The following is a 24,704-nucleotide window of genomic DNA, read 5'->3' on the forward strand; positions in this document are numbered from 1 at the left end:
GATCATGCTTACGAATAAATATGATCATGCTTTCAGGTTATTGTTGATCATACTTTCAGACTTCTTATGATCATAGTTCCGAAACACATGGAAATAATAGTCTTATAGAACAAAAGCTTAGCGAGAAATTTCAAGCCAGATCATTAGATCATATAATCAATTAAGATCAGATTAATCAAAAAGATCAGTTATTTAAAAAACAATCTTTTTTCTTTATTTATGATCTGTTTTTCTTTATTCTTCGGAACCATAGCACAACTACGGCTAGTGTGATCTGGATCTAAAATGACGGCTGATGAAAAAATTCTGATTAAAGCACCGAGAAGCCACAAAGATGGCCATCTTTTTGAGGTACATGAATCCTCTGCGGATTGGGTAGAGCAGTACCAACATTTCAAAGGGGTGACCAAAAGCATCTTAGAGTTGCTTAATCTGATCTCATTACGAGGCTTCAGCAGCAAGGATGGTTTGGTTTCAACCACAGAGATTGTGGAAGCAACAGATGGGCAACTCACACGTGCAGCTCTGCAACAACGTTTGCGCGCGGCAGTAAATATTGGTTTATTTACTCAAACTCCAGTGCGTTTTGAAGAGGGACTTGCTGGTAAAACGATGCTACATAAATTTGTGAATCCCAATCAGCTTATATCTGTGTTGGGAGCAACAAGTCTTGTTACCGACAAAGTTCGCCAGAACGAGAAACAAAAACGTTCGAAAGCATTGGCTCAGACTCAAGTAAACAAACGTTTGTTGAATGAGCACGGGTTAAACACACCTCCCACGATGAAAGATGAAGCCGATCAATTTGTTGTATCTCCAACAAATTGGGCTGGGATAATTGACCAAGCACTTGCGCCACCAAGAACTCGAAAAAGTTATCAGAAATCCATGGTGTCGATCTCTGGCACAAAAGCCGTTATTGAGACGCGATCATCCAAAAATATCATGACTGTGGATGATCTCATGACCCTGTTCGCTCTCTTCACGTTAACAGTTCAGTACCATGATCATCACAAAGATCAGTATCAGCTTGATGCGGCTCACGTACCAAACAAAACGCCGCTATACATCACTGATATTTTGTCGCTCAGAGGCAAAAAAGACAGTGGCCCAGCTCGTGATTCCATTCGCGATAGCATTGATCGCATTGAATTCACTGATTTTCAGCTCCATGAACTTACTGGACGTTGGCTAAGTGAAAACATGCCCGAAGGCTTTAAGAGTGACCGCTTCCGCTTCTTAGCCCGTACCATCACGGCTTCAGAAGAAGCGCCCGTTGAGGGCAGTGATGGCGAAATTCGTATTAAACCCAACTTATACATCTTGGTGTGGGAACCGTCGTTCTACGAAGAACTACTAACACGCGATTATTTCTTCTTGTTCCCACCAGAGATCTTGAAACAACATACTTTGGTGTTTCAACTGTACTCTTTCTTCCGTAGTCGCATGGTTCGTCGTCACACGGATTGCATGCTACTGAGTGAGTTAAACCAGAAACTTGCACGTAACATTGAATGGCGACGTTTCTCCATGGATCTGATCCGAGAACTAAAGCGGTTGTCTGATGGAAAAGGGAATGATGATCTATTCGTCGTTAATTTGTGGGGTTATCACCTGACGATCGAAACCATGATCGAAAATGACAAAGTGATGGACTACCAGATCGACATCAAATGTGATGTCGAAGAGGTCTTACGTTACTCGCGAGCGCGAACGACCAACGCAGGAAAGCGTAACATGGCGCCTACGCTGCCAAATCCACTTCGTAATGAGATGGTAACCCGACAACAGCTTGAGGAGCTCTCAGGCATCATAGACGGCGAATTTGAGCCCATTCAACGCAAAGCACCGTCTCCAAGAGGAAATTTAGGGCGACGCGTGAAGCAAAGAAAACATTTGGTAGAGATCAATGCTGATGAGATCACCATTACTCTATCTAAATATACCTCACCAGAGGCTCTAGAACGCAGTATAACGGCTTTGTCTGCGATGACAGGGCACTCGTATGCCTCAATCAAAGAAGAGTGCTCAGATTACATAGAGAAGCTCGATTGGCTAAGGGTAGGGGATGAGCCGATTCCTTATGAGACATTAAGTAAAACCGTCGAGCTGTTTAACACCCAGAACGATGTTAAGCATCTTACCATCGAGCGCTTGATTGCGGGGTTAGCGGTGCGTCGGAAAGTTTGTCGTCAAATCTTCGATGGTCACATGGATGAAATGGTATTTCGTGCCTTGGATGAAATGGCGATTTAAAAGTGTCGCTTGATGTGTATCAAGCTATAGGTGTGATGTATCGGTTTGAAATGTAACAATGTCTTTCGATGATAAAAAACAGACTTAACTCTTACAAACTACTGACATTAGAAGCCAAGCCTAATACTACTATTTATCCCGAATAGACAACCTTTTGTCCTTTCTGATGATTAATAGATTGGCTCATATTGTTACATTCATTCTGAATAGACTTCGCGAGTTTCTCCTCAGGAAACTCGCTTTTTTTTGCCTAAAATTCCGCTAATTAAGCCTTGATCATTTTTCCGGACTAATGAGGTAAACCTTGATCATGCTTCTTGGGTTCATTCCAATGTAATGAACGCATCAACGCAACATGTGATTCGATTAAGCTATGGGCTTGTTCCTGCCACTTGTTTTGATCACACTGCTGATTACAAAACTCTAACGCCACAACGGTGAGATGCTGAAGTCGTCTCAAACACCAATCTTTGATCAGAATATCAGTCGAGACTTGGCATGCTGCTTGTTCAAGCTTTGCACTCGTATAAAGCAAGGTTTGATATGCTTTCTGAGGGTCTTGGTAGCTTGCATATTGAAACACGCGTAAACATCCATCCAACCAGCAAGTAATCGCTTTACTTTGAAGATCGCTCAATTCGGGGCCAAACACGTCATCAGGCACCTGATATAAGATCGTTTCCAATTTTTCTACTTGATCATGTTTCCGCTGTTCGTACCACATGGTGATTTGATCTTGCCAAGTACTCAAATCCATTACGCTGCCTCAGTCCATTGTTTTACATAGTGATTTGGCCCTATTTGATCAAATTCGTCGACAATTATGCTGCTACGTTGACGAATTTCATCGGCATCTATCGAATAGTTTGGCTCATTTTTCACTAAGTTACCAAAAGGTAAGTCAGGATCAGGAACGGCAGAAATCAACAGCTTAGTATAAGGATGCTGCGGATTCTTAAGTATTGAATGAGTGTCGCCCCATTCAACGATTTGCCCTTTGTACATTACTGCGGTTTCTTCCGCGATGTAGTGCGCAGTCGCCAGATCATGAGTGATGTATAAAAAACCAATTCCCAGTTCTTGCTTCATTCGTTGCATTAAATTCAACACTCCCAAGCGAATAGAAACATCCAGCATAGACGTAGGCTCATCCGCAAGAATGATTTGCGAACCTACCGCTAAAGCCCTTGCTAAGTTTACTCGCTGACGTTGCCCACCACTGAGTTCGTGAGGGAACTTATTCAATGTCTCTTCAGGTAGTTCCACCAGCTTTAGAAGCTCTTCCAAGCGGGCTGGGATGTCGCGCTCGTTTTTGACTTGTTTATGAATTTTTAAAGGACGCGTTAGGTGATGGCGAATGGTATGAGTTGGATTGAGAGAGCCAAACGGATCTTGAAACACCATTTGTACTTTACTGCGATATTCTTGTAGAGCCGATCGTGACGTGATCTCATTTATGTCAGTGCCATCGAAAAGGATCTCGCCTTCCGTTGCAGGATAGACTTTGGTTATTAAACGAGCGCAAGTACTCTTACCGCAGCCTGACTCTCCAACCAAAGCCAAGGTTTTTCCTGCGTACAGATCAAAAGTCACTCCTTGAAGCGCACGAAAGGTTTCCTCTTTCGCTAAACCACCGCCCACTTTGAATTCTTTAATCACATTTTTCATTTGGATGATAGGCTGGCTCATGGTTACGCTCCTTGTAACTCTGGTTGTTTGTGGACGTCATGGATGTTTGGGAAAGAAGCCCATAGCTTTTGCGTGTAGGGGTGTTGAGGCTGATTGCGTATATCGTATGCTCGATTGACTTCGACGATTTCTCCGTGACGCATGATTGCAATTCGATCACATAGTTGGCTCATGAGTGCCAGGTCATGAGTGATAAAGAGGACTGAAAAACCGAACTCATCTCTAAGCTGATAAATTTGCTGTAAAATTTCTCTCTGTACCACTACATCTAATGCTGTTGTGGGTTCATCCATAATGATCAGTTTTGGATTTAGAGACAAAGCAATGGCTATCACCAACCGCTGACGCATTCCTCCTGAAAATTGATGAGGATATTCTGCTAAGCGTTCTCGAGGAATATTGACCAAGTCCAACAACTTTTCTGCTCTATCTTTTGCTTGAGCGTTAGTGAGGCCTTGATGGTGTCGTAACACATCTGCAAATTGCTCTTGTATCGTTAAGACAGGGTTGAGTGAGTTCATCGCGCTCTGGAACACCATGGCGATTTCACTCCACCTTAGAGCGGTCAGTTCAGAGTCTGAGATACTAAGGATATCCTTACCATCAAACCATATTTTACCGCCAGAAATGAACGCTGGCGGTTTATGAAGACGATTTATTGAGAATGCGATTGTGCTTTTACCACATCCAGATTCACCGGCAAGACCAAATACTTCGCCTTTGCCGATATCAAAGCTGACGGACTTTACCGCATTAAAATCACCATTATCAGTGATGTAATCGACGCACAAATCTCGGATCTGGATGACCGGGTCATTGTGGTATGCATGACTTAAGTTAATACCATCCATATAAACACCTTATTAATCTAAAAGATAATTATTATCATTATCAGGTGTGGCGGTTTTTAGAAAGTATCAAGCTATGAATCAGTGAAGTGACTCGAAAGTTAGGTTAAACAGGAAGTGGTGTAATGCGTCGTTGATAAAACTAAAGAAGAGCAGAATTGAGAGCTAGATCAGCACACTTTTCGTAGGGGGAATTACTCAAATTTAATCGTAAATTTGTCCCTTGGCAAAACTTAAATGATGAATCTATTAAGGAGTTAACGAAAGGGCGGGAGGGGTCACATTTCCCTACAGTTTTTCTTACCACCTTGTTCCGGTTTTGCTATAGATTACGCATCGAAAACATGGTGTGTTCGGAGGAAATATGTCCATTAATTCTATCGACCATGACGAGATGACCAACATCGCTCACAAATGGGAATTACCTGATGAGGAAACCGTTGTGAAGCCAGAGAAAACAGTGAAATCAGCAGAAGCCAGAAGACGCATTGAAGCGTTACGTGAGATCCGTGAAAGTGGGTTGACCATTGAAGAAGCAAGGGAGCTTGGCTTGATACACTGATCGCCTCAGGTTGGTTTAGCAACCCATAGGGTAGTCGACGGACTGCCCTTTTTATTTTTTCACTCTATTACTCTCTTATTCAAACTCTCCATTTATCTGTCTTGCGCCTCAAAAGCACGAGTTTCACACTCACGTCCCGTCCCGAAGAAGTTTGACAATCTGACCTTGTGTTACTAGATATATCAGTAGCGATATGCTTTTTGTTGATTATCGCAACCACAAAGCAAGGAGCGCAAGTATGGTTGATCAAATCCTTTTTTATGAGCCCGATGAGCCCCACGGTTTTCTCTCAAATTTTTGCCATGCCCCAGTCAATATCTCCTCCCAAACTTGGCCCACCAGCGAACATTATTACCAAGCACAAAAGTTTCTCGATGCTCAGTTGCAAAGTAAAATTCAGCACGCAAGCACCCCTGACGAAGCGTTTGCTTTAAGCCGCAAATACGAACACTTTGTCAGAAGCGATTGGGACGATATAAAGTTGGCTGTTATGGCTTTCATCGTTAGGGAAAAGTTTCTACAAAATCCACCATTAGCGCAGCAATTAATGAGAACGGGTAACGCTTGCCTAACAGAGCATTCTCATAAAGATGCCTTTTGGGGAGACGGGGGAGATGGTAAAGGAGAAAATCATCTAGGAGAGATTCTGATGAATGTTCGAGCAGAGCTGAGACATGTTGAGCCTTACAATCTCGTGAAGTTTATCGATAAAGCCAAATTGCCCACCCAGTGGGGCACATTTATGATGTACGGCTTTATTGAAGCCGCGACAAATAAAGAGCATCTTGCTCTGGTCTATGGCGAGCCAACAAAAAGTGCAGCACCACTTATTCGGTTGCATTCGGAGTGTCTTACCGGAGATGCTCTATTTAGCACGCGTTGTGACTGTGGTTTTCAGCTTAATAGAGCGCTACAAAACATCGTCAAAGAGGGATGTGGCGTGCTGCTTTATTTACGTCAAGAAGGGCGTGGAATCGGCTTGATTAATAAAATTCGTGCCTATCACTTACAAGATGATGGCGCAGATACCGTGGAAGCAAATGAGCGTTTAGGTTTTGCCGCTGATATGCGTGATTACGCGTTCTGTAAAGGAATGCTAGAGCATTTGGGGATTGACGCTGTGCGTCTAATGACGAATAACCCACGCAAGCTCGCCGCCTTAAAAGCGGTTGATATTAACGTCATTGAACGAGTGCCATTACAAGAAGGGAATAACCCAAGTAATCAATATTACCTGCAAACCAAGGCGAGTAAATTGGGGCACATGTTTGATCCTAAGTTTGTTAACCACACTAAGTAAGTGCTACAGATTTCCCAGAAACAAAAACGCCAACGTATCATCGTTGGCGTTTTTGTTAATGAGTTGATTCATTGATACTTTTGAATGATTTCATCAATTTCCCCTGAGGTTTTTAATTCAACGAGTCGTGTATTGATGTAATTTTGAGTTTCTGGTTGCATTTGAGGTGAAAAAGCCAGGTAGATTGAGTAGTCAGGAATAACCGAGCTGAAAGGCTGTATCTGAAAATTCTCTAACGGCAAATTGAGTCGCTTTAAGTTGTAAAGGACTCGGGATTCCATCTCGACAAAAGCTGTATCTCCAGGGGTTCGGCTTATCACTCGGTATGCGGCGTTGTAGTCTTTCACACGCATTTCATTGACACTGCCATTTTCAAAGAACGGTGTTAAATTTGGATAATCAAACCCCAGCAGTAATACAATAGAACGACCATGCATCGTATCCATATTTTTGAATTCTAAAGGCTTCTCGCTACTCGACACCAGTACATGTTTTACAGTGTAAATGGGCTCCTCAGATAAATTTTCCGATTGCACCTTGCCCCAGTTCGGGCTGCCATAAGTTAACCAGTTTGGCTCAGCGCCTTCTTCCAATATGGAAATCATACGTTTAAATGGATAAGTATGATAATTCACTTGGTAATCCGACTCCGCGAAGATAGCGCTGACGATATCGGTCACAATTCCGGAGTGCATTTGTCCCTGTTGTTCAATTTGAAATGGTCGAGCTTGTTCAGCAATGACGTAATAGTTCACTTGATTTGCGGTCACATGAGAACTTACAACAATTAAGCTAAAAGCCAATCTAAGTAGAAGTCTTTTCATCGTATCCTCGATTATTATTTGTGCGTAGCTATATTTAGAGTAGCGCAAGTTTATCGGAGCGGTTTCATATGGATGAAAAAGAGCGATCTCAACGTCGTTTTAGTATCGGCAACCAACTTATGTTGGCGGTATTAACGTTGAGTTTAATCTTTACGGTCATCATTTCTACAGTGAGCTTATATCGAGTTTTTCACGAAGATTTAGCCCATTTAGATGTTGAATTAAAGCAGGTTGAGTCTAGCTATTTATCGAGCTTTTCTGCGAGTTTGTGGGTAGAGGATAGGGAGCTGTTGTTGACACAAGCTCAAGGTGCAATGCGTATGCCCTCGGTGGACTACTTACGTATTGCTAGTGAAGACGAAGTTATCATTGAATTAGGTTCGGCGCTTTCTGAGGATGTTGTCGAGAGAAGCTGGCCGATGCAGTATCGGGTCGGCGATAAAACGTATGATCTCGCGATATTAACGGTTCAATCGGATCTTAGCGCGATATATGAAGATCTTTGGCAGCAGTTCTTTTTTCTACTTACGACAGAAGCGATCAAAATTCTTGTCCTCATCATTGGTGTTCTTTGGGTGGCGTTTCGCTTGTTGGTCAATCCGTTACAATTGCTGTCTGGTGCGGTGAGCGATTTTCGTGGCGGTACAGTGCCGAGTAAAGTGACTCTCCCTAAACGATGGTGCTTTGATGAAGTGAGTGTTTTGGCAGAGAAATACAACCGAAGTGTTGAGAAAGTGAAAGAGCACCAGACTGAGTTAGAGGCTGAACGCGATAGGGCAGAAGTCGCTAATCGTAAGAAAAGTGAGTTTCTTGCCACTATGAGTCATGAGATCCGCACACCGATGAATGGCATTATTGGTGTGTCGTCGTTGCTCAATGACACCGACCTCGATCCCCAGCAAAAAGAGTTTGTAGAGATCATTGACAGTTCTTCTCACTCACTAATGACGATCATCGACGACATTTTGGACTTCTCTAAAGTTGAAGCTGGCAAAGTAGAGCTGGAATACACGAGCTATGATCTTCGCGAGCTACTTGACGATGTCATCAGTTTACATAGTGTCAAAGCCAAGCAGAAAAACTTACAGCTGCTCAGCGATATTGATCCTCACTTGCCAATCGAAGTGCAAGGTGATGCCACACGATTGAAACAAGTTCTGAACAATTTGTTGAGCAACGCGATTAAATTTACCGAGCGCGGCCATGTGAAGCTTCTTGTAGCGTTGTCTCGACTTGATGGAGAGACCGCTCATATCCGGTTTCGAGTTGTGGATTCTGGTATTGGTATTGCGAAAGAGCACCAACAAGCAATCTTCGAACGCTTCCAACAAGCTGATGGTAGTACCACCAGAAAGTATGGTGGGACAGGGCTTGGTTTGGCGATAGCTGCACAGTTGGTTAACTTGATGGGAGGGGAAATACAACTAACAAGTGAGCTTGGGCTGGGAAGCTGTTTTGAATTTTCGATTCCTGTTGCTGTAATAAATGCGCAATCGACCTATACCGACCAACTTAATGTATTAGATTTCCCGAAAGCGGAAGACAACGAAATCAGCCCTCAAGATAATGATAAACCTTGGGTATTGGTTGTTGAAGATACCATCGTCAATCAGAAGGTAGTTCGCATCATGTTAGAAAAACTGGGTGTGCGAGTGAGTGTCGCCAACCATGGCGAAGAAGCATTGCAGCTGTGTGATCAGCAGCCTTTCGATTTGATTTTTATGGACTGCCAAATGCCTGTGATGGATGGGTTTATTGCTACGGAGCGAATTCGAAAAATGGGAGAGTGGGGGAAACACGTTCCAATTATTGCGCTAAGTGCCAATGTCATTAAAGAGGATCAGCAACATTGCTTCGATGTTGGGATGAACGAGTTCGTGGCTAAACCCGTTACCAAGACTCGATTACAACAAATATTCGAACAGCATTTACCAAAAGCACTGAAAATCAGCGCTGTGCCTAAATAGTTAACTTGAAATCGATCAAGTTAAGTGCGTTTCTATTCTGTAATTGTAACTCTGTGTGATATAGTGCCCGGCTAGTATTTAAAGTACCTTGAGGCTGTGAATGTCGTTTAATCTATCCCTATTGCCGCCTGACGAAAAAAACAAAATCGAACTGGATAAGCAGGCGTCGTTTTTGGTTTGGAAGCTCAGAGAGGCCAAATCTGGTCCTGAAGCAATAGAAGAACAGTTGTCCAAGATTAACGATGCTGATGAAAAGGCGTTTTTCCAGCAATCGGTCGAAAAGTACAAACGAGTAATGGGTGTCGCTTAACGCGAACCGTGGCAATGGTTCAATCCAATGCGACGAATGAGGTAACCTCCCTATTCCTTTGCTAAGCGAAATTGAAAAGGTTTCGCTTTTTGCTAAAATCCTTCGCATTAAATTTGAATTTAGAGAGACATCCCGATGGGAAGAAGTTTTGAAGTGCGCAAAGCCTCTATGGCGAAAACTGCAGGCGCGAAAATTAAAGTTTATTCCAAATACGGTAAAGAAATTTACATGTGCGCGAAAAACGGTGGTGGTGATCCAGACATGAACTTGTCTTTGAAACACCTGATCGCAAAAGCGAAAAAAGACCAAGTTCCTGCGCACGTTATCGATAAAGCGATCGACAAAGCGAACGGTGGCGGTGGTGAAGACTACACTCCAGCACGTTACGAAGGCTTCGGCCCTGGCGGTACTAGCGTTATCGTTGACTGTCTAACAGACAACGGCAACCGTACTTTCCAAGATGTACGCCAATGCTTTGTGAAAGTCGGTGCGAAAATTGGTGTTGAGGGCTCGGTTTCTCACATGTTCGATCACCAAGCGGTATTCCAGTTCAAAGGCGACGATGATGAAATCATCCTAGAAACGCTAATGATGGAAGATGTAGACGTTACTGACGTTGAGCTAGAAGACGGTGTTATCACTGTATTCGCACCTCACACAGAATTCTTCAAAACAAAAACTGCGCTTAACGGTGCATTCCCAGATCTAACGATCGATGTTGAAGAAATCACATTCGTTCCGCAAACTCATACGCCTGTATCGGGTGAAGATGCTGAGAAGTTCCAGAAATTCCTAGATCTTCTAGATGACTGTGATGATGTTCAGCAGGTTTACCACAACGCAGAGCTGTAATTAATTCGCTCATATCGTTGTAAAAAGGCTTCCTCGGGGAAGCCTTTTTTGATCGCTTTTTCTCAAGCAGAGCTATACGTTACGATATTTGGAATAACACAGCGACATGATTACACCAAAACAGATACCTTGAGTTAGCATCGCCGTGCCGCCATAGCTAAAGAAGGGAAGTGGGCTACCCATTACTGGCAACAAGCCACTCACCATGCCCGTATTGATAAAAGCATACAGAAAAAAGCTCATCGCTAATGCGCCACTTACCAGCCGACTAAAAAAGTGGTCAGACTGACATGCAAGCAACATAACGCGTGCAGTAATAAACAAGTACAATGCGAGTAAGACTAAACTGCCAACAAAGCCCCATTCTTCCGCATAGGTCGAAAAAATAAAGTCCGTATGACTTTCTGGAATAAAGCCAAGTGTTCCCTGCGTTGCATTCATCCAACCTTTGCCTTTCATACCGCCTGAGCCAATCGCAATCAAAGATTGGATGATTTGGTAGCCCGAACCCAGTGGATCGGACTCAGGGTGCAAGAACTGTGTTACACGACTCTTTTGATAGGTTTCCATAACGAAGAACCATAAAATAGGTGCTAACGTTAAAATGCTCGCAATAAACCCGCAGATTATTTTCCAGCTCATGCCAGCCAAAAACAAAACGAACAATGCATAAATGATGGTAAAAACTGCACCGTCTAAATCCGGTTGTAGCGCGATTAACCCGGCAGGAATCATTGTAATAAGTAAGCAAAATGCAATTTTCCGACTGTCTGGTCGACCTCCTTCAATATGCAGCATCCAGGCGATCATGATTGGAATGGAAAGTTTGATTAGCTCAGACGGTTGAAAGCGGAAGAAGCCGATATCGAGCCAACGTTGAGAGCCATTGGTGCTATCACCAAATAAAGCGACAGCAAGTAGCAGAGCAACCGCAATAATGTAGAGATATGGAGCTGAGCGCTGATAGCTGGACGCTGGAATCGAGGACATGACCAAGATACAAACTAATGTCAGTCCGCAGCGCGCCAAATGTTTGAAGAGCATCGCCTCATTAAAGCTACTGGCACTCCAGAGAGTGAGCGAACTTAACAGCATGATCGGAATGATCGCCATTAGCAGTGGAAAATCAACTCTTGGGAAATAACGCTTATTCATTTTCAACGACCTAATAACGCACCTATTTTGAGTGCGAAAACAACTAAAACTCGAAGAGTTCAAACTATTCCGATGCTAAGAATCTCGATTTCGAAACAACAGACACCATGCAAAGGTGTGTAAGAAAGGAGAGTGCGACACTGTCTGTTATGGGTAGCTGTGGGATGGATAAATACACTAGCCTCAGATTTTAAGCCAGTGTTTTTATTGTGACTGCCGTAAAAATGTAGAGTTACGAATGAGCGGAATTGTATTTTCTGTTTAAGTGAATGTCATTCATCCTCTCTCAATACCATTCACTCTGCATAACTGCCATTGGTCGCATGCAAAAGCAGCGTGCGACCTTCTCCCTTAATCTGAAACCATCAAATCACGTTCAACTAAGGACAGTACATGATGGTTTCTCAATCTCGCTCAATCAAAGCTCTTAAACTGGCAAGTACGTTTATCGCCGCATTTGCACTTAGCAGCAATCTGGCTCTGGCTAACCCAAGCGAGCGCACACTCAGTCAATTCAACCAAGCGGCGCAGGGTGACTCTGGCTTAGTTGATACTGTTTATGGCGAACTATCCAAACAACTCGAAGAGCAGGGCGCAACGCCGGTGACCTTGGTTTACTTGGGCAGTGCTGAGACGTTGCAAGGTCGTGAGGCGTTTATGCCTTGGAACAAGATGAAGTTCACCGAGCGCGGTCTTGCCACAATCCAAAAAGGCTTGGATTTAATGGCGAACCAGCCAGTACCACTGCAAGAGCAACAACGCTTACAAGGCTTGCCGGAATACCAGCTAGCTACCGCCATGGCAGCTACTACGTTTACCTCTCTGCCAGACATGTTCAATCACTTTGAGCGTGGCTACGAGCTGTACCTTTCTCTGCTCGATGAACCGAGTTTTAGCCAACAACCTTTCGCCGCAACGTCTTGGATTTACCGTTATGCCATTGAAGCGGCACTGCGCGCTAAAGATGTTCAACAAGCCAAAATATGGTTAGCGCAAATGGAGCAATTGGGCGACAGCAATCTAGAAACGCAAACCGCGAAAGCTTTGTTAGCCAAGTATTAGGGAGGCGTCATGATCGTTTTTAATCAACTCAGTCGCGATTACGCCCTTGGCAGCCAAACCGTACGTGCATTGCGAGACGTTTCTGGTGAAGTGTTTTCCGGCGAAATGGTGGCTCTGTGCGGGCCGTCTGGCTCAGGCAAAAGCACCTTACTTAACGTGCTTGGCATGCTGGATACTCAATACCAAGGTCAGGTGACATTTGCAGGCAGCCCATACCCAACCGGACAAATGCATGCGGCGAAAATGCGCCGAGAAAAGCTTGGTTTTGTGTTCCAAAAATTCAATCTTGTCCCCGTGATGACGGCGCTAGAGAACGTGGCTTATCCGCTGCATCTCAACGGCTTTTCAAAAGCAGAACAAACCGAGCTCGCCACACAAATGCTAGAACACGTTGGGTTGGGTGAGTTTATTCATCACATGCCCGATAACTTGTCGGGCGGTCAGCAGCAGCGTGTGGCAATTGCGCGCGCCTTAGTGCACAAACCTGCATTGGTGATCGCTGATGAGCCAACCGCAAGTCTTGATAGCCAAACTGCCAACAAGGTCATCGACATTATGAAAGGGCTCGGACACGAGCTTGGCATCACTTTTATCGTCGCCACTCACGACCCTCGCATGGCATCCCGTTGCGATCGCACCATTGAATTGGTGGATGGCAAAATTACCCAAACGCACGCAAGTGTGGAGGAGGTTTCATGGGCAAGCTAATTCCAGTTTCCGTTCGCCTTGCTTGGTTGAACCTGCAACGCAATCGCCGCCGCAGTTTGTTGTCGATGCTGATCATCGCCATTGCCGTGTTTGCCTTAACCAGTGCGGGTGGTTTTGGTCTGTACACCTACGACAGTTTGAAAGAGTCGACAGCGCGTGACACGGGGCATCTGACGTTAACCACGCCGGGTTACTTCGCCAAAGAAGAAGAGATGCCACTGAGTAACGGTTTAACTCATGCCGACGACATTACCAAGCAATTGATTGGGTTGAATGAAGTGCGAGGCGTGCAGCCACGAGTTGAATTCAGTGGTTTGATTTCCAACGGCAACAAGTCATCGATCTTTATCGGCATTGGCGTGAACGAGCGCGAATTCGATATGAAAGGGCCGTTTTTGGATGTGCGTGAAGGGCAGACGCTGTCCAACATTCATGCATCGCGTTATGACCCTACAGAGCCAGAAGTGATGCTCGGCGTTGATTTAGCGAACAACCTAAGCGTGCACGTTGGCGATTGGATTACCTTACTGGCGACCACAACCGATGGTGCATTGAACGCGTATGACTTCAAAGTTCGTGGCATCTACTCAACCGGCGTACCAGAGCTTGATAAACGCCAACTTTACGTACACATCAACAGCGCGCAATCGCTGCTCGGTTCAGACAAAGTCAGTGCGTTATCGGTCTTCCTGTTCGATACCAGTTTAACGAGCCAAGTCGAGCAACAAGTGGCTTCGGTTCTGAGTAAGCAAAAGCAGAACTTTGGTGATCAAGATATTGAGATTACGCCTTGGCAAGAGCGTGCGTTCTTCTATCTCAAAGTGAAAGATTTGTACGACCGTATCTTCGGCATCATGGGTGCAGTGATGGCGCTGGTAGTCTTTGTCGCGCTGTTCAACACCATGACCATGTCGGTAACGGAACGCACACGTGAAATTGGCACCTTGTCAGCACTTGGTAGCTACCCTCGCGAAATTATTGCTGGGTTCTTGCGCGAAGCAGGGTTACTTGCCGTGATTGGCAGCTTAATCGGTGCTTTGTTTACGGCGCTAGTCACCGTCTTACTGATGGTCGTGGATGTGCAAATGCCGCCACCGCCAGGACGAACAGAAGGTTACCCATTAACGATTTACTTCTCTTGGGAGCTGGTGGCTATAGCTGGACTCGCAGTATTGATGATTTGTTTGGTTGCGGCGTTTTTCTCGGCACGCAAAGGGGTGAACAAGCCAATTACGGAGGCACTGATTTATGTTTAATTTCAAATCACTATTACCAATTGCATTGCTAACGGTAAATGGCGTTGCAAGCATGAATGTCAGTGCGAATGAAACAGCACTAGATGCACAGCAAGTTGCGCAATTGATTGAAAAAGCCGACAGCTACCGCTTGCAAGATGATTCCTCCAAAGTGGTGTCTCTGGTGCGCTTATATCAAGACCAAGAGTTAGATAAAACTCGCCTTTACCACGTGTACACGCGTCCAAATCGTGAATCGCTGGTGGTATTCAAATCGGCGGTTGAAGCAGGGCAAAAGATGTTGATGATGGGCGATAACTACTGGCTGCAAATGCCAAAGAGCCGCCGCCCGATTCGTATTACGCCAATGCAAAAGCTGCTTGGTGAAGCGTCTATCGGCGACATCTCAACGCTGACGTGGAGCCAAGATTATCAAGGTGAATGGAAAGCGACAGAAACCGTTTCGGTGAACGGAGAGAGTGTCGCGGCTTATCACCTTGCGTTAACCGCGAAAACCAAAGGGGCGAGCTATCAGAAGATCGACTTGTGGTTGTCTGAGCAAGATGCGTTTCCAATCAAAGCCGATCTCTACTTGCGCTCTGGCAAACTCGCCAAGCAAGCGCAATATGGACGTGTAACCGACAACGGCGAAGACTACGTCAGTGAGATGACCTTGCTTGATAGCATTCAGCCGAGCAAAAAGACCGTTATCGAGTATCAAGAAATCGTGCCTTGGCAACTGGATAACAAGTTTTACAACCCAAGCTATTTGCCGAAAGCCAACACGACTCAGCTTTAGTCTGAGCTTTGCAAATAGAAGCATGAAAACGAGCAAGGAAGTCACATGAAACCGCACCAGCCTAACCTTAACAAAAGCACCAGTTTGTTGATTGCAGCCTCATTGTGTGTGGGCGCAGCAGTCCCTGCTTTTGCCAATGATGAGCTGAGTTTTGAGTGGGATTGGGCTGTCAGTTACGAAAGGGCCAAGCAGCGTGATAGCGCGTTTATGCAGGCGCAGGGCAGTTCTCGTGATTCACTTAATGCACTGTTGGATGTGCAGGTGAATTATCAGAACTTCAGCGGCTTGTTTGCTCTGTACAGCCAAGGGTTGTACCTCAACCAACAAGGAGAGAGTGACTGGTGGAGTGAAGCTGATAACCAACTGTTGATTCGAGAGCTTGCTTGGCTAGGAGAGTGGCAAGTCGGTGACACCACTCTTGATGTGAGTTTGGGTAAGTTGCGCGTGGATTGGGGAGTGGGTTATGGCTACCGACCTTTGGATCTGTTTAAGCCTTATCGACAAAATCCTGTTGGCTTAGTAGCAGAAGAAGGTGCGGGTGTGTTTTCACTTTCACACTACGATATGGCAGGCGAGTGGACGGTGATTGCAACGGATTCAAGCTGGGGGCAACAAGACCAAAGTGCACTTGATCAAGCCGCAGAGCAACAAGGTGTTGGTATTCGTCGTTATGCGCTGGTGGGTGACACCGAGTATCAACTTATTGGTTATTACGATGATGTGCGCCGAGGTTTACTCGGAGCCAGTGCCATTGCTGTGTGGGATGAATCCATCGCCATGCACGGTTCCATGCTGTGGCAAAAGCAAAGTGTCGGCTATCAGTTTCAGCAGGGTGATCTTTACCGACCCGTTTCGGTTGAGGAGCAGGGCAGTGCATTCCAAGCCTTAATTGGATTGAACTGGGCAAACCAAGCCGGACACAACGTGATTGCTGAATATTGGTACGACAGCCGAGCATGGTCGAAAAACGAATGGCAACAAGCAATAGAGCGTGGAGAATTACTTTCTCAGATCCCTGAACCTAACAACTCTCTGTTGGCTAGCTGCGCTCTACTTGCGACAAGCTACGCCCAAGGGTTTCAGCATGCCAATATCGTTCAGCATAACGTAATGCTGCACTGGAGTTGGGATGTGGAAGCGTGGGCTGCATGGAACGGCGAAGCGGATATGGGCTGGCTAAGTGATGTAACCCCCACGTTGGATGTGATGCTGTCGCCACAAGATGGCGGTGTGATTGTCACGCAGTGGCTTAACTACCAATGGATTGATACTGGCGATCAAAGTGTAGAAGTGGAAGTTGCCGCACGCTTTTTAACCGGAGACGACCAATCTGCTTACGCACAAATCAATGATAAGCATATGATTGTATTTAATATCAAAGGGAAATTCTAAATGTGTTCAGCAAAATCAGTGGTGAAAAGTGGATGGCCGCGTAGCTTATTAGTGACCACGGCATTTTGTCTCTTTATCGCAGCAATGACGCTCTCGGTTTGGGGCGGTCCATTCTACATTCATGTGGCGGTTAGCTTTGGATTTGGCTATTCGGCTATCTTCTTCTCATGGTTGATTGACCGTTTATTTCCAACCATCCCACGTATGATAGAAGTGGTGTGTTCGCTTGTTGCCTGTTTATTGTTTGGGGTGATTAATGCGCAATTTTGGCTCGGAGAGTATTTTGGTATCTCCGATATGATCCCTGTTGGCTTAATGGGATTACTGTTTAGCGGTATGTGTTATTTCTATTTTTACTCGCGTGAGAAAGAGGCGGTTGCTCAACGAGAGTTGGAAGCCATCAAACGCGAGAAAGCAGAGCAAGATCGTGCGCTGTTGCTAAGTCAGCTTAAGCAGATGCAAAGCCAGATTGAACCGCATTTCCTATTCAATACTTTGGCAAATATCAGTGCGCTCATGTCGCAAGATGTTGATAAAGCTAAGCTGATGCTAGAACAGTTAACCGCGCTGCTGCGTGCAACGCTCAAAAGCTCACGTGAAGAGCACACTACCATAGACAATGAAACGGCGTTAATTGAGGCTTACTTAGGTATTCAACAAACTCGTTTGGGTGATCGACTCAGTTACAAGATTGAGGTGGAAGAGGGATTAGGCAGAACCGAATTACCGCCGATGATGCTTCAACCCTTAATCGAAAACGCCATCATCCATGGTATTGAACCGAAGCGAGAAGGTGGCGAAGTCCGTTTGCTCATCAAACGCGAACAGCAGAACTTGAGGATTGAAGTCAGAGACACTGGTGTTGGCTTGAATCACGTTAGTGGTCACATGGGCTCTGGCGTGGGTCTAAGTAATCTCAAGCAGCGAGTTGAAGCTTTGTTCGCAGGGCAAGGAGAGGTTTCTATCAGTGAGTCTGCTCAGGGTGGCGTTTGTGTTCGCCTGAGTTGGCCAATGGAATCGTAATCAAGGAAGAAAGGAATGAATACAGGGTTTACTGCCATTATTGCTGATGATGAACTGCTATTGAGGCGTCATCTTGATAAAAGCCTAGCTGAAGTGTGGCCAGAGCTAGAGGTAATAGCCAAAGTCGCCGATGGTGAACAAGCGTTGCAAGCCATTGAGCTAAGTCAACCTGATATTGCGTTTCTCGATATTCGTATGCCAGTTTTGGATGGCATGACATTAGCGCAAAAACTCAATCAACTCGCCAATCCACCTTTGATTGTGTTTGTCACCGCGTACGATGATTACGCCATCAAAGCCTTTGAACAAAATGCCGCCGATTATTTGCTCAAGCCTATCTCGGATGAGCGCCTCCTGACGACGTGTGAAAGAGTGAAAGCACGCCTTGCTAAGCGAGAACAACAAAGCAGTAATGTGCAGATGAGCAGCCTATTAGAGCAGTTGCAGCAATTATCCGCGCCACAAACGCCGCAATATCTTCAGTGGATCAAAGCGACGCAAGGGGAAGATATTCATCTGATTGCCACGTCTGATGTGTTGTATCTCAAAGCGGAAGAAAAATACGTTTCTGTGTATGCCCAACAAGGACAAGGCAAAGTGCAGGAGTATTTGATTCGTACATCGTTGAAAGAGTTGATAGGGCAGCTTAACCCAGAACAGTTCTGGCAAGTGCACCGTTCAAGCGTGGTGCAAGTGTGCAAAATTAGCATAGTAAACAAAGACTTTGCTGGCAGAATGTTTGTGCACGTTGGAGAAACTAAGCTCCCTGTGAGCCGTGCATCTCAAAGTTTGTTCAAAGGGATGTAATCGCTAGAACTGCTCACTCTTTACACTGTAAACTCGCTGCTCATTTGTTTCAGCAACAAAAACAAAAGCGCCTAGGTCATAAGACGTTAGGCGCTTTCTTCGTTTTATAGCGACGATTTCTCCGAAGAGATGAATGGACTTATTCGCTGATCGTCACTTTCTCGATAATGATTGGATCGCATGGCACATCATCGTAACCAAGTTTAGAGGTCGTTTTCACTTTCGCGATGCGGTTTACGACATCCATACCCGCGGTCACTTTACCAAACACGGCGTAGCCCCAGCCTAGGTTGGTCGTTGCGGTGTGGTCTAGGAAATCATTGTCTTCCAAGTTAATGAAGAACTGTGCCGTTGCAGAGTGCGGTGCATCGGTACGCGCCATTGCGATAGTGCCAACAAGGTTCTTTAGACCACGGTTTGCTTCGTTCGCGATCGGTGCGCGCGTTGGCTTTTCTGCCATGTCTTCGGTGTGACCGCCTCCTTGGATCATAAAGCCGTCGATAACGCGGTGGAAAATGGTGCCGTTGTAGAAGCCATCTTCACAGTATTTCTTGAAGTTCTTCGAGCTAACTGGCGCTCGTTCTAGGTTCAGTTCAATCTCGATATCACCGAAATTGGTGGTCATAATAATCATCTGGTTTTGCCCTTGAGGGTGCTAAGTTGGCGGCATTATAGCTAAGTCGTATGAGGATAGCAGAAATAAAAACAGCGACGTTTTGGCGTCGCTGTTTCCATGGTGAATTGGTGAGGAAAGCTTAAACCGTAAAGCGGCCGACCAAGTCGTACAGCTCGTTAGCTTTGTGGTTAAGGTTGCCACTGCCTGCTCGGTTTTGGTTGGCAAGGTGTGCCGATTGGCTGCTTTGTTGAGAGATGACTTCGATACGTTGTGAAATCTCTTGGCCAACTTGGCTTTGCTCTTCAGTTGCCGTTGCGATAAGCGTGTTCATGTCCATGATGTTAGCAATTGCGGCTTGGATTTCTTGCAGTGCGGCAGAGGCTGCTCGTGCTTCTTCTACCGTTGCTTCACCACGCGCTTGGCTTGAACCCATGGCTTTCACTGCCGCATCCGAGCCAGACTTCAACTGCTCGATCATTTGGTGAATTTCGCCTGTGCTGTCTTGAGTGCGACTTGCCAGTTTACGGACTTCATCGGCAACGACTGCGAAGCCGCGACCTTGTTCACCAGCACGGGCTGCTTCAATGGCTGCGTTCAGTGCCAATAGGTTGGTTTGCTCGGCGATGTCTTGAATAACCTCTAGCGAAGAAGAAATGTTTTTTACGTCGCTCTCTAAACGAGAAATCACCGTGCTGGCTTCTGACACTTCTAGCGCGAGCGCTTCGACAGAGTTCGCTGCTGAATCAACAATGTGTTTTGCTTGTTGTGAGTTTTCATCGGCGTCTCTGGCTGATTGCGCTGCTTGGTTAGCGTTGTTTGAAATCTCGTGCGCCGTTGCTGTCATCTCGGTCATTGCCGCTGCGACTTGTTCGGTCTCTTCACGTTGACCAGAAGCTAATTCATCCACTTGCGATGCACGCTGTGACATCTCGTTGGTCTCTGAAACCACTTCTTGTCCTACGTGGCTAACGCTCTTAATGATGCCTTGCAGGCTTTCAACGAAGATATTGAAGTTACGGCTAAGTTGGGTGAACTCCGGCACGCTTGATTCTTCCATGCGCGCGGTTAAGTCGGCATCGCCTTGCGCGAAAGAGTGGATTGAGGCATCAAACTGCTCAATAGGCTTCATGATACTGCGGTTAACAAACACCGCGAAGACCGCGACGATCGCTGCAATCGAAACACAGAACAGAGCAATAGCCGTCAGTGTGGTGTTGAGGGCCTGATGCGCAGCTTCTTCCATGTTTGCCACAATGGCGTCGATATCATCAGTGTAGAAGCCTGTACCCAACATTAAATCCCATTCAGGAATAAAGACTGAGTAGCTGAGTTTCGGTAGTGCTTCACTCTGACCGAGTTTCGGGAAGTAATAAGTCGTGAACTCACCAGTTTTGGCATTTTTTAGCAAATCCTGAATCAGGTAATTGCCTTTCTTGTCCTGCAAGTTATAGAAGTTTTCCCCGATGCCTTTGGTGTTTTTACCCACCACGACGCGAACGCCTTTTGAATCATAACCAAAGATGTAGCCGGATTGACCAAACTCTAGTTGTTTCAAGATAGGCAGAGCCTCTTCCAGTGGGGCATTTTGTGCGAGTAGCGGCTCGACAGCGGAACGCGCCATTTGTACGTAACTTTTGAGTTCGGCTTTTTTCATCTCCATCATTCGACTTCGAGTTTGCTCAATCTCGTGCTCGTTGTAGGCTGTGGTTTGTGCGTAGGTGAACCACATCATGCCTATTGCCATAGTTAGAATTGGAATTATTGAAAGGATATATAGTCGTTTTCTGATCGTCAGATTCATAGAGACGTCCTTCTCTCGGCGCAGCGTTACAAGTGACAAGCTGAATAAGCTTGCCTGATAAAATTATTAATACTTATTGTTGTAATGCTTAGAGATTAACCGAGTTAATCAATCAGAAGTACTGGAAGTTTATAAATTTAGACTAAGGTCGTAGCATTTTTAAGCAGGATCACAATTAACGTGAACACGACCCACTATTGCAACGAGAAGTCCCTGTTAACCAATATGAGACGCGATACCTATTCTTTGCGAATTTGAGGTAAAGCCAGTCAGCAACAGGTTTAACGAGTCGCCAACGTAGTGGAGCGTAGAGCCAACCGCGACCAACTAATTGCCACGCACGATGAGTCACGTCCAACCCCAGCAGAAGTTCCCCCTTTTCGTTGAGGGCGTGCAAAATGGTGTTGGCTTGTTCAGGATCGATCTGAGGATAATCTGCGAATGCATCACTATAGATATCGACGGTTTTGATTTGCTGCTTGGCATCGCGTTGTTTTAGCGCCTTCATCTCTTTGGCACAAAGCGGGCAGGTTCCGTCATAAAATATGGTGAGTTTTGTCATTGCGGTTTTCTTGTTTGAGATTTTCTAATCGCTTTTACGTGGCGAATTTTCTTTTGGTTCATTGTTTTGCAAGTAATGCAGCCAATTGTCGCGAATGTTGCCGTAATTGAATTGGCAGAACTCTTTGCGATCACGCAGGTAGTCTTTTTCTACTTCATCGAGTAAGGCTTTGTATTGCTCAGGATCACTACCGTACACCAAACATAACGTTGAAAAGTAACGCTGCAAATCAAAGCTGTGTTCGTCAATGTACTCGCCAAAATCGTAGTAGTCCGGTCTGTCGTCGGATTCGAATGCGAACATGTCGGCGGCGCTAATGGCCATATCTGCGCCATCTTCTAGGAAGTCAATCATTAAAATGGTGGCAAAATTATCGACCGCATCTTCTTCTTTTCCGAGAACAGGGATGCTTTGATCTTCGATGTAAGCATGCCCAGCTTCATGAAGTAAAGTGTGCAATAACGTATCTAGCGCCCCTGTTTTTGGGGATTTTCCGAAGCGTTCTTCATACTGATTATTGGAGAAGTAATTGAGCGACTCCAAATAAAAAGTGTAAGGAACGTATATTGTGTGTGTATCAGGATCATACATTGGACCATCTTCTCCGCCGTAAACCAGCGTGAGAGCTTTATCAAATGGAAAGTAGGCCTGAGATAGCTCAGCAAAGATGGTGTTTACATCGCTGCTTTGAATAGATTGTTGGGCTATTTTTTCATGAGTTGTATCTACGGGAGAATATTGAATACGAATGTTTTCAGATGCTGTAGCTGATGAGGCTATGCTGAGTAATAGCGCAGGGCAAAGCGAATGAATGTTCATGTGGGACTCTTGTTATTGAATAACTTGTATAAAAAATTATACATGTTTTTGTCTGATGCATAGTTGGGGTTGTACTCATTAGCCAAAGTCGGGACGTCGGTCTCGAAAAGCAATCATGAGAACATCGCATATTTCGGCGGCTTGGTTCTCTAGGGCGTTTATCAAGACCTCTTGGATAAGAACGGCGGTGAAGTTATTCGCTATGCATCGTTTTCTAAGAAGCTTACTGAGTAACTGTGCTTCGATCTTTATCTGTGAAAATGATAATAGGCAGTTAATCATTGCAAGGTTTAACCATGGGGTTGGTGAATGTCACTGAATTGAAGAAAATTATCAGCGATATGTTATAATCCTGCTCCGTTGTAACGAAAACGTTTGTTGCAGCCTGAGAGTTTCCTTGGATTCGGCTCGTTTATACACCATGAGCCAGAGTTGAAAAGCTACGACAGGAACAGGCAAACCCAATTGTTTTGAACGCGCTCTCGGCGTTTAGCGGTTACAACGGGAAGGAACTTTGTTTGATAGTAATTGACACATTCTGTTTAAGTAAGGGAGCCCGAAGTGGTTCAGAAAGTGTCACCCAGAATTTACTCACAACACGACACCCCAAGCGATAACGCACAGGTATTGCGAGGGGCCATTTGAAGGAGCTGTATCAGCTCCTTTCACATTTAAGGGCTTGCTAACAGCGTAAAAACTGACACATCGCTTAAGGAGCGCCCCTTAAACTAGCCTAAGGCGCATCTACACCAACTTTTTGAGTATTTTCGAAACAATAAAGCGAGAAAATTTGCTATTGAACGAAGGTTAAACTAACACTCATTCATTAGGGAGAATGAAGAGAACAATAATAAGAGGCGATATGAATCATTTAATATCTGTAGGTGCACTGGAGTCCTTCTTGGTCGCAATCAGTGTGCTTTTCCTGGGGCATTTTATTAATGCTAAGCTACCGATTTTAAAGAAATTCAACATACCTGAGCCGATTGTAGGTGGTCTTATTGTGGCCTGCATGATTACTGCTCTTCATTTCAACGGCATCGACTTAGAGTTCGACTTGCCATTACAAAATACGTTTATGTTAATGTTTTTTGCGACAGTTGGTTTGGCCGCAAATTACACTCAGTTGATGAAAGGAGGTGCGAAGGTTTTTATCTTCTTAGCTGTCGCATCGTTTTACATCATCATACAAAACGGCGTTGGCGTTTCACTTGCGGCGGCGCTCGGTTTAGATCCTTTGATGGGGTTAATTGCTGGCTCGATTACTCTGTCAGGTGGTCATGGTACAGGTGCTGCGTGGTCACAAACCTTTCAAGACGTGTATGGATTGGATAACGTCTTAGAAATTGCAATGGCATCAGCGACTTTTGGTTTGATCATCGGCGGTATCATTGGTAGCCCTGTAGCGCAGCGTCTGGTGGAAAAGAACAGCATAGAGTCTGAGTATGGTCGTGGTGGTCGAGATGCCAAAACTCACGAGAAGTTCCCGGAGTTGGTGACTTACAATGAATACGAAGAAGATAAAGTAACGGCGAAAAAAGTGGTGGAGAAACTCTTCTTCCTACTGATCTGTGTTACTGGGGCCAAGTATGTCGAGCAATGGGTAAGCACGTATGAAATCTCATGGCTGATGATTCCAGACTTCGTATATGCGCTATTTATTGGTGTGATCATTACGAATTTCTTGGAAGTGACCAAGATTCGTAAGTTAGATGCCGAAACGGTCGATATGTTAGGTACGGTATCGCTATCTCTGTTCTTAGCGATGGCTCTGATGAGCTTGAAGTTATGGAATATCTTTGATCTAGCGATTCCATTCTTGGTTATTTTAGCTGTGCAGTCTGTCGTCTTAGCAATCTTTACGTACTATGTTACGTTCAAAGTGATGGGAAGCAACTACGATGCTGCGGTTATTGCAGGGGGGCACTGCGGTTTTGGCTTGGGTGCAACCCCAACAGCCGTAATGAACATGGGGTCAATCGTTAACCGATTTGGCCCGTCGCCACAAGCATTTATGGTGGTGCCAATTGTGGGCGCTTTCTTTATCGACATCGTCAACTTAATTATCTTGCAAGGCTACATTTCATTCCTTGGTTAAAGTTAAGTGGATGAGCTCC

General features: G+C 45.2%; 23 protein-coding genes. 14 read left to right on the forward strand and 9 right to left on the reverse strand.

What is annotated here, in order from left to right; all coding sequences use genetic code 11:
- The first annotated feature begins 285 nt into the window (after nucleotides 1-285).
- The gene (locus R7Q39_RS02185; protein ID WP_017635223.1) at nucleotides 286-2,256 is read left to right on the forward strand and encodes a replication initiator protein RctB domain-containing protein; all 1,971 of its coding nucleotides are present in this window, start codon (nucleotides 286-288) and stop codon (nucleotides 2,254-2,256) included.
- Nucleotides 2,257-2,545: 289 nt separating this feature from the next.
- Here the strand turns inward: R7Q39_RS02185 and R7Q39_RS02190 are convergent, their stop codons facing one another.
- The 3 genes from R7Q39_RS02190 to R7Q39_RS02200 are packed head-to-tail and all read right to left on the reverse strand — an operon-like array spanning nucleotide 2,546 to nucleotide 4,796.
- Nucleotides 2,546-3,013: a transcriptional regulator gene (locus tag R7Q39_RS02190; protein ID WP_256901204.1), complete on the reverse strand. Its 468-nt coding sequence runs from the start codon at nucleotides 3,011-3,013 to the stop codon at nucleotides 2,546-2,548.
- Nucleotides 3,013-3,945, reverse strand: a complete 933-nt coding sequence (locus tag R7Q39_RS02195; protein WP_256901205.1) for an ATP-binding cassette domain-containing protein — start codon at nucleotides 3,943-3,945, stop codon at nucleotides 3,013-3,015. Before R7Q39_RS02195 ends, R7Q39_RS02190 begins: the two co-directional genes overlap by 1 nt.
- Before the next feature lie 2 nt (nucleotides 3,946-3,947).
- The gene (locus R7Q39_RS02200; RefSeq protein ID WP_054729748.1) at nucleotides 3,948-4,796 is read right to left on the reverse strand and encodes an ABC transporter ATP-binding protein; all 849 of its coding nucleotides are present in this window, start codon (nucleotides 4,794-4,796) and stop codon (nucleotides 3,948-3,950) included.
- A gap of 361 nt (nucleotides 4,797-5,157) precedes the next feature.
- Between R7Q39_RS02200 and R7Q39_RS02205 the strand changes: the two genes are divergently transcribed.
- The gene (locus R7Q39_RS02205; protein ID WP_005374493.1) at nucleotides 5,158-5,355 is read left to right on the forward strand and encodes a PA3496 family putative envelope integrity protein; all 198 of its coding nucleotides are present in this window, start codon (nucleotides 5,158-5,160) and stop codon (nucleotides 5,353-5,355) included.
- A 238-nt stretch (nucleotides 5,356-5,593) separates the two neighbouring features.
- Nucleotides 5,594-6,655, forward strand: coding sequence for a GTP cyclohydrolase II (gene ribA, locus R7Q39_RS02210; protein WP_256901206.1), 1,062 nt, complete (start codon nucleotides 5,594-5,596; stop codon nucleotides 6,653-6,655).
- A gap of 68 nt (nucleotides 6,656-6,723) precedes the next feature.
- Here the strand turns inward: ribA and R7Q39_RS02215 are convergent, their stop codons facing one another.
- On the reverse strand, nucleotides 6,724-7,479 hold the full coding sequence (locus R7Q39_RS02215) for a substrate-binding periplasmic protein (protein WP_005383196.1): 756 nt from the start codon (nucleotides 7,477-7,479) through the stop codon (nucleotides 6,724-6,726).
- Nucleotides 7,480-7,547: 68 nt separating this feature from the next.
- Here R7Q39_RS02215 and R7Q39_RS02220 point away from each other — a divergent pair, with 68 nt between their 5' ends.
- The 3 genes from R7Q39_RS02220 to R7Q39_RS02230 all read left to right on the forward strand — a co-directional run bounded on the left by R7Q39_RS02220 (nucleotide 7,548) and on the right by R7Q39_RS02230 (nucleotide 10,608).
- Nucleotides 7,548-9,446: an ATP-binding protein gene (locus R7Q39_RS02220; protein WP_053303972.1), complete on the forward strand. Its 1,899-nt coding sequence runs from the start codon at nucleotides 7,548-7,550 to the stop codon at nucleotides 9,444-9,446.
- Nucleotides 9,447-9,546: 100 nt separating this feature from the next.
- Nucleotides 9,547-9,756 carry a DUF3283 family protein gene (locus R7Q39_RS02225; RefSeq protein WP_005374484.1) on the forward strand — a complete coding sequence of 70 codons (210 nt, stop codon included), beginning with the start codon at nucleotides 9,547-9,549 and terminating at the stop codon, nucleotides 9,754-9,756.
- A 135-nt stretch (nucleotides 9,757-9,891) separates the two neighbouring features.
- Nucleotides 9,892-10,608: a YebC/PmpR family DNA-binding transcriptional regulator gene (locus R7Q39_RS02230; RefSeq protein ID WP_005374482.1), complete on the forward strand. Its 717-nt coding sequence runs from the start codon at nucleotides 9,892-9,894 to the stop codon at nucleotides 10,606-10,608.
- Nucleotides 10,609-10,680: 72 nt separating this feature from the next.
- Here the strand turns inward: R7Q39_RS02230 and rodA are convergent, their stop codons facing one another.
- Nucleotides 10,681-11,763, reverse strand: a complete 1,083-nt coding sequence (gene rodA / locus R7Q39_RS02235) for a rod shape-determining protein RodA (RefSeq protein ID WP_318075719.1) — start codon at nucleotides 11,761-11,763, stop codon at nucleotides 10,681-10,683.
- A 393-nt stretch (nucleotides 11,764-12,156) separates the two neighbouring features.
- On the opposite strand from rodA, the gene R7Q39_RS02240 reads away from it, so the two are divergent.
- From R7Q39_RS02240 to R7Q39_RS02270, 7 genes are read left to right on the forward strand one after another with little or no spacing between them, the layout of a single operon-like run.
- On the forward strand, nucleotides 12,157-12,825 hold the full coding sequence (locus tag R7Q39_RS02240; protein WP_115386885.1) for a hypothetical protein: 669 nt from the start codon (nucleotides 12,157-12,159) through the stop codon (nucleotides 12,823-12,825).
- A 9-nt stretch (nucleotides 12,826-12,834) separates the two neighbouring features.
- On the forward strand, nucleotides 12,835-13,533 hold the full coding sequence (locus tag R7Q39_RS02245) for an ABC transporter ATP-binding protein (RefSeq protein WP_318075720.1): 699 nt from the start codon (nucleotides 12,835-12,837) through the stop codon (nucleotides 13,531-13,533).
- Nucleotides 13,521-14,789, forward strand: a complete 1,269-nt coding sequence (locus R7Q39_RS02250; RefSeq protein WP_054575277.1) for an ABC transporter permease — start codon at nucleotides 13,521-13,523, stop codon at nucleotides 14,787-14,789. The genes R7Q39_RS02245 and R7Q39_RS02250 overlap by 13 nt, the downstream gene beginning before the upstream one ends.
- Nucleotides 14,782-15,567, forward strand: a complete 786-nt coding sequence (locus R7Q39_RS02255; protein ID WP_318075721.1) for an outer membrane lipoprotein-sorting protein — start codon at nucleotides 14,782-14,784, stop codon at nucleotides 15,565-15,567. Before R7Q39_RS02250 ends, R7Q39_RS02255 begins: the two co-directional genes overlap by 8 nt.
- A 45-nt stretch (nucleotides 15,568-15,612) precedes the next feature.
- On the forward strand, nucleotides 15,613-16,959 hold the full coding sequence (locus tag R7Q39_RS02260; RefSeq protein WP_262645765.1) for a hypothetical protein: 1,347 nt from the start codon (nucleotides 15,613-15,615) through the stop codon (nucleotides 16,957-16,959).
- Complete coding sequence (locus tag R7Q39_RS02265; protein ID WP_262645764.1) at nucleotides 16,960-17,982, forward strand: sensor histidine kinase; 1,023 nt, start codon at nucleotides 16,960-16,962, stop codon at nucleotides 17,980-17,982.
- A 15-nt stretch (nucleotides 17,983-17,997) separates the two neighbouring features.
- Complete coding sequence (locus tag R7Q39_RS02270) at nucleotides 17,998-18,789, forward strand: LytR/AlgR family response regulator transcription factor (RefSeq protein ID WP_262645763.1); 792 nt, start codon at nucleotides 17,998-18,000, stop codon at nucleotides 18,787-18,789.
- Nucleotides 18,790-18,928: 139 nt separating this feature from the next.
- Here the strand turns inward: R7Q39_RS02270 and R7Q39_RS02275 are convergent, their stop codons facing one another.
- From R7Q39_RS02275 to R7Q39_RS02290, 4 genes are all read right to left on the reverse strand, one after another.
- On the reverse strand, nucleotides 18,929-19,423 hold the full coding sequence (locus R7Q39_RS02275; protein WP_262645762.1) for a peptidylprolyl isomerase: 495 nt from the start codon (nucleotides 19,421-19,423) through the stop codon (nucleotides 18,929-18,931).
- A gap of 121 nt (nucleotides 19,424-19,544) precedes the next feature.
- The gene (locus tag R7Q39_RS02280; protein WP_318075722.1) at nucleotides 19,545-21,206 is read right to left on the reverse strand and encodes a methyl-accepting chemotaxis protein; all 1,662 of its coding nucleotides are present in this window, start codon (nucleotides 21,204-21,206) and stop codon (nucleotides 19,545-19,547) included.
- A gap of 175 nt (nucleotides 21,207-21,381) precedes the next feature.
- Nucleotides 21,382-21,768: a thiol-disulfide oxidoreductase DCC family protein gene (locus R7Q39_RS02285; protein ID WP_031780806.1), complete on the reverse strand. Its 387-nt coding sequence runs from the start codon at nucleotides 21,766-21,768 to the stop codon at nucleotides 21,382-21,384.
- A 24-nt stretch (nucleotides 21,769-21,792) separates the two neighbouring features.
- Nucleotides 21,793-22,587: a DUF4344 domain-containing metallopeptidase gene (locus tag R7Q39_RS02290; RefSeq protein WP_318075723.1), complete on the reverse strand. Its 795-nt coding sequence runs from the start codon at nucleotides 22,585-22,587 to the stop codon at nucleotides 21,793-21,795.
- An 862-nt stretch (nucleotides 22,588-23,449) separates the two neighbouring features.
- Between R7Q39_RS02290 and gltS the strand changes: the two genes are divergently transcribed.
- Nucleotides 23,450-24,685: a sodium/glutamate symporter gene (gltS, locus tag R7Q39_RS02295; RefSeq protein WP_005374448.1), complete on the forward strand. Its 1,236-nt coding sequence runs from the start codon at nucleotides 23,450-23,452 to the stop codon at nucleotides 24,683-24,685.
- The last annotated feature ends 19 nt before the right edge of the window (nucleotides 24,686-24,704 follow it).

The organism is Vibrio sp. 947, from assembly GCF_033339115.1.
GTDB lineage: Bacteria > Pseudomonadota > Gammaproteobacteria > Enterobacterales > Vibrionaceae > Vibrio > Vibrio alginolyticus.

Excerpts from the sequence above, each read along its gene's own strand:
- R7Q39_RS02285 (WP_031780806.1), bottom strand. The coding sequence starts at position 21,768 with ATGACAAAACTCACCATATTTTATGACGGAACCTGCCCGCTTTGTGCC.
- R7Q39_RS02280 (WP_318075722.1), bottom strand. The coding sequence starts at position 21,206 with ATGAATCTGACGATCAGAAAACGACTATATATCCTTTCAATAATTCCA.
- R7Q39_RS02200 (WP_054729748.1), bottom strand. The coding sequence starts at position 4,796 with ATGGATGGTATTAACTTAAGTCATGCATACCACAATGACCCGGTCATC.
- R7Q39_RS02260 (WP_262645765.1), top strand. The coding sequence starts at position 15,613 with ATGAAACCGCACCAGCCTAACCTTAACAAAAGCACCAGTTTGTTGATT.
- rodA (WP_318075719.1), bottom strand. The coding sequence starts at position 11,763 with ATGAATAAGCGTTATTTCCCAAGAGTTGATTTTCCACTGCTAATGGCG.
- R7Q39_RS02270 (WP_262645763.1), top strand. The coding sequence starts at position 17,998 with ATGAATACAGGGTTTACTGCCATTATTGCTGATGATGAACTGCTATTG.
- R7Q39_RS02225 (WP_005374484.1), top strand. The coding sequence starts at position 9,547 with ATGTCGTTTAATCTATCCCTATTGCCGCCTGACGAAAAAAACAAAATC.
- R7Q39_RS02245 (WP_318075720.1), top strand. The coding sequence starts at position 12,835 with ATGATCGTTTTTAATCAACTCAGTCGCGATTACGCCCTTGGCAGCCAA.
- R7Q39_RS02205 (WP_005374493.1), top strand. The coding sequence starts at position 5,158 with ATGTCCATTAATTCTATCGACCATGACGAGATGACCAACATCGCTCAC.
- R7Q39_RS02240 (WP_115386885.1), top strand. The coding sequence starts at position 12,157 with ATGATGGTTTCTCAATCTCGCTCAATCAAAGCTCTTAAACTGGCAAGT.
- R7Q39_RS02220 (WP_053303972.1), top strand. The coding sequence starts at position 7,548 with ATGGATGAAAAAGAGCGATCTCAACGTCGTTTTAGTATCGGCAACCAA.
- gltS (WP_005374448.1), top strand. The coding sequence starts at position 23,450 with ATGAATCATTTAATATCTGTAGGTGCACTGGAGTCCTTCTTGGTCGCA.
- R7Q39_RS02185 (WP_017635223.1), top strand. The coding sequence starts at position 286 with ATGACGGCTGATGAAAAAATTCTGATTAAAGCACCGAGAAGCCACAAA.
- R7Q39_RS02290 (WP_318075723.1), bottom strand. The coding sequence starts at position 22,587 with ATGAACATTCATTCGCTTTGCCCTGCGCTATTACTCAGCATAGCCTCA.
- R7Q39_RS02255 (WP_318075721.1), top strand. The coding sequence starts at position 14,782 with ATGTTTAATTTCAAATCACTATTACCAATTGCATTGCTAACGGTAAAT.
- R7Q39_RS02215 (WP_005383196.1), bottom strand. The coding sequence starts at position 7,479 with ATGAAAAGACTTCTACTTAGATTGGCTTTTAGCTTAATTGTTGTAAGT.
- ribA (WP_256901206.1), top strand. The coding sequence starts at position 5,594 with ATGGTTGATCAAATCCTTTTTTATGAGCCCGATGAGCCCCACGGTTTT.
- R7Q39_RS02250 (WP_054575277.1), top strand. The coding sequence starts at position 13,521 with ATGGGCAAGCTAATTCCAGTTTCCGTTCGCCTTGCTTGGTTGAACCTG.
- R7Q39_RS02195 (WP_256901205.1), bottom strand. The coding sequence starts at position 3,945 with ATGAGCCAGCCTATCATCCAAATGAAAAATGTGATTAAAGAATTCAAA.
- R7Q39_RS02190 (WP_256901204.1), bottom strand. The coding sequence starts at position 3,013 with ATGGATTTGAGTACTTGGCAAGATCAAATCACCATGTGGTACGAACAG.
- R7Q39_RS02230 (WP_005374482.1), top strand. The coding sequence starts at position 9,892 with ATGGGAAGAAGTTTTGAAGTGCGCAAAGCCTCTATGGCGAAAACTGCA.
- R7Q39_RS02275 (WP_262645762.1), bottom strand. The coding sequence starts at position 19,423 with ATGATTATTATGACCACCAATTTCGGTGATATCGAGATTGAACTGAAC.
- R7Q39_RS02265 (WP_262645764.1), top strand. The coding sequence starts at position 16,960 with ATGTGTTCAGCAAAATCAGTGGTGAAAAGTGGATGGCCGCGTAGCTTA.